The sequence below is a fragment of the Sphingomonas sp. genome, assembly GCF_035317925.1.
Lineage (GTDB): Bacteria > Pseudomonadota > Alphaproteobacteria > Sphingomonadales > Sphingomonadaceae > Sphingomonas_I.
Genome location: NZ_DATHFV010000232.1, coordinates 1 through 3,517, shown reverse-complemented (window position 1 = coordinate 3,517; position 3,517 = coordinate 1). Strand labels below are relative to the sequence as shown.

General features: G+C 65.8%; 2 protein-coding genes. Both read left to right on the top strand.

The window, feature by feature from the left end; genetic code table 11:
- Positions 1-167 precede the first annotated feature (167 nt).
- The gene (locus VK533_RS16945) at positions 168-1,553 is read left to right on the top strand and encodes an efflux RND transporter periplasmic adaptor subunit (RefSeq protein ID WP_324379888.1); all 1,386 of its coding nucleotides are present in this window, start codon (positions 168-170) and stop codon (positions 1,551-1,553) included.
- Between the two features lie 86 nt (positions 1,554-1,639).
- Positions 1,640-3,517, top strand: a 1,878-nt coding sequence (locus tag VK533_RS16940; RefSeq protein ID WP_324379891.1) for an efflux RND transporter permease subunit, incomplete at its 3' end; no start/stop codon positions are given.

Genomic DNA, 3,517 nt, shown 5'->3' with positions numbered 1-3,517 from the left:
CCACCGCGCATCATCAATGCCAGCCCCGCTACGCTTGTTGATCGACGGAACCAACCGGGGAGATGCGGCTTGAACCGTTTCGTATCCGCGACGATTCCGACGGATTGTCTTGTGCCTGACGTATTAGGCGTGCGTGGCGTGTTTTCCTGTCCGATCAAGGGTCTGCGATGAACGATGAACTAGACGCGCCGCTCGAGCCGGTGGAGCGTTCCCCCAATTCGCGGCGCAACGCACTGATCGTGGTGGTCGTGCTGATCGTGATCGCTTCGCTCGCCTGGGTGCTGACACGGAGCGGATCGAGCGACACGGCGGGCGGGGCCGGCGGCGGACGCGGCGGCGGGCGGCGCGCGGCGGCGACGGTGGGTGTGGCCAAGGTGGTCGCCGCCGACATGCCCCAGTCGCTGAGCGCGATCGGCACGGTTCAGCCGATCGTGACCGCGACGGTGCGCCCGCAATTGTCGGGCAACGTCTTCACGATCAATTTCCGCGAGGGCCAGGTCGTCGCGAAGGGACAGTTGCTCGCGCAGATCGATCCGCGCCCCTATCGGCTCGCGCTGGCGCAGGCCGAGGCCAATCTGACGCGCGACGAATCGCAGCTCAACCTCGCCCGCGTCGATCTGCACCGTTACCAGGTGCTGCTCGCGCAGGATTCGATCGCGCGCCAGCAGGTCGATACGCAGGCCGCGACGGTCAAGCAGCAGGAAGGCGTCGCCGCCGCTGACCGCGCCGCGATCGGCACCGCGAAGCTCAACCTGCGCTACACCTCGATCACCGCGCCGGTTTCGGGCCGGATCGGCCTGCGCCAGGCGGACATCGGCAATTATGTCAGCCCCGGCGACGCCACCGGCATCGCGGTCATCACCCAGACCGATCCGATCGACGTCAGCTTCGCGGTGCCGCAGGGCAATCTGCCCGGAATCCTCGCGCGTCGTGCGACCGGCGCAGCCTTGCCGGTCACCGCGACCGATCAGGGCGGTCAGAATGTGCTGGCGCATGGCAGCTTCCTGACCTTCGACAACCAGATCGACACCACCACGGGCACGGTCAAAGCGAAGGCGCGCTTCCCCAATCCGGGCGGGATCCTGTTCCCCAATCAGTTCGTCAATGTCAGCCTGCTGGTCGATACGCTGAAGGGGGCGGCGACGATCCCGGTCACCGCCGTCCGCCACGGCACGCAGGGCGATTTCGTGTTCGTGCTGCAGGCCGATCATACGGTGAAGATGCAGACGGTCACGCAGGGTCCGGCCAACGGCTCCAACGTTGCGATCCTGTCCGGCCTCGCTTTGGGCCAGACCGTGATCACCGAAGGCGCCGACAATCTGGAGGACGGCTCGAAGGTCGTGCTGCCGGGTGAGAAGCCCGCTTTCCAGCGCAAGAAGAAGGCCGGTCTGTTCTCCTGGTTGTTCGGCAGCGGCAGCGGCGGCGGCGAAGGAAATAGGCAAAGCGCCGAAAACGCGTCCGACGCCGGCAGCGACAATGCCAGCGGCAACGCCTCAGGTGCCAAGCATGGCGGTCATCGCCGTCACCAGCAGGGTGGCGGCAACAGCCAGTGAGCGAAGCTTCGGACAGCGGCACCAGCCTCGGCGCCGAGGAGGAAGTGCTGGGAGCGGAGGGGGCCAACCCTTCGCGGCCCTTCATCATGCGCCCGGTCGCGACGACCCTGCTCATGCTCGCGATCCTGCTGGCGGGTATCGTCGGCTATCGCTTCCTGCCGCTCTCGGCCTTGCCTGAGGTCGATTATCCGACGATCCAGGTCACCACGCTCTATCCCGGCGCCAGCCCGGATGTGATGGGCCTGACCGTGACCGCGCCGCTCGAACGCCAGTTCGGACAGATGGCGGGCCTGTCGCGCATGTCGTCGACCTCGTCGGCGGGCGCCTCGGTGGTCACGCTCCAGTTCAATCTCGATCTGACGCTCGATGTGGCCGAACAGGAAGTGCAGGCGGCGATCAACGCGGCCAACACCTTGCTGCCGTCGGACCTGCCCGCGCCGCCGCTGTACGCCAAGGTCAATCCCGCCGACGCGCCCGTGCTGAGCCTGGGTATCACCTCGCAGACGCGCACGCTCGCCGAAGTGCAGAATCTGGTCGATCAGCGCATCGCCAACAAGATTTCGCAGATTTCGGGCGTCGGCCAGGTGTCGCTGTCGGGCGGGCAGCGGCCGGCGGTGCGGATCCAGGCCAATGTCCAGGCGCTCGCCACGCGCAATCTCTCGCTCGATCAATTGCGCAGCGCGATCGCGGCGGCCAACGTCAACGGCGCCAAGGGCAGCTTCGACGGGCCGACGCGCAGCTGGTCGATCGACGCCAACGATCAGCTTTCGACCGCCGACGACTACAAGAATCTGATCATCGCCTATCGCGACGATGCGCCGGTGCGCCTGTCCGATGTCGCCAATGTGGTCGACAGTTCGGAAAATACCCGGCTCGGCGCGTGGATGAACCGCACGCCCGCGATCGTGGTCGACGTCCAGCGCCAGCCCGGCGCGAACGTGATCGGCACGGTCGACATGATCAAGGCGGCCTTGCCCGGGCTTGAAGCGGGCATGCCCGCCGACGTCCATGTCACCTTGCTGACCGACCGCACCACCGGAATCCGCTCCTCGGTCCACGACGTGCAGGTCGAGCTCGTGTTCGCGGTCGTGCTGGTGACGATCGCGATCTTCCTGTTCCTGGGATCGTGGCAGGCGACCCTGATCGCCAGCCTGGCGGTGCCCTTGTCGATCATCGGCACCTTCGCCGCGATGCATATGCTCGGCTTCAGCCTGAACAACCTGACGCTGATGGCGCTGACGATAGCGGCAGGCTTCGTCGTCGATGACGCGATCGTCGTGACCGAGAATATCGCGCGCCATCTGGAGGAGGGCAAAGGCCCGCTCGAATCCGCGCTGCAGGGCAGCCGCGAGATCGGTTTCACCATCATCTCGCTAACGGTCAGCCTGATCGCGGTTTTGATCCCCTTGCTGTTCATGGGCGATGTCGTCGGCCGGCTGTTCCGCGAATTCGCGGTCACGCTCGCAGTGACAATCCTGATTTCGGCGATCGTCGCACTGACCCTGGTGCCGATGCTGTCGGCGCGCTGGCTCCGGTCGGAGGCCGAGACCAAGAAATTCCGCTTCTCCGAATGGACGATGGAGAAGTTCGACTGGCTCTCGGGCCGCTATAGCTGGGCGCTCGATTGGGTATTGCTGCGTCAGGGCCTGACCCTGCTGGTCTTCGCCGGATCGTTGGCGCTGACCGCGATCCTGTTCGTCGCGATTCCCAAGGGCCTTTTCCCCGAACAGGATACGGGCCAGCTCCAGGCGGTGGTGGTGACGGGCCAGGGCGTCTCGTTCGCGCGCATGTCGACGCTGGAGGGTAAGCTCGCCGACGCGATCCTCGACGATCCGGATGTCGCGAGCCTGAGCTCGAATATCGGCGTCGATGGCCAGAATCCGGCGATGAACCAGGGCCGGATGTTGATCAACCTCAAGACCAAGGGCGAGCGTACCGGCAGTCAGACCAGGCTCATCACGCGT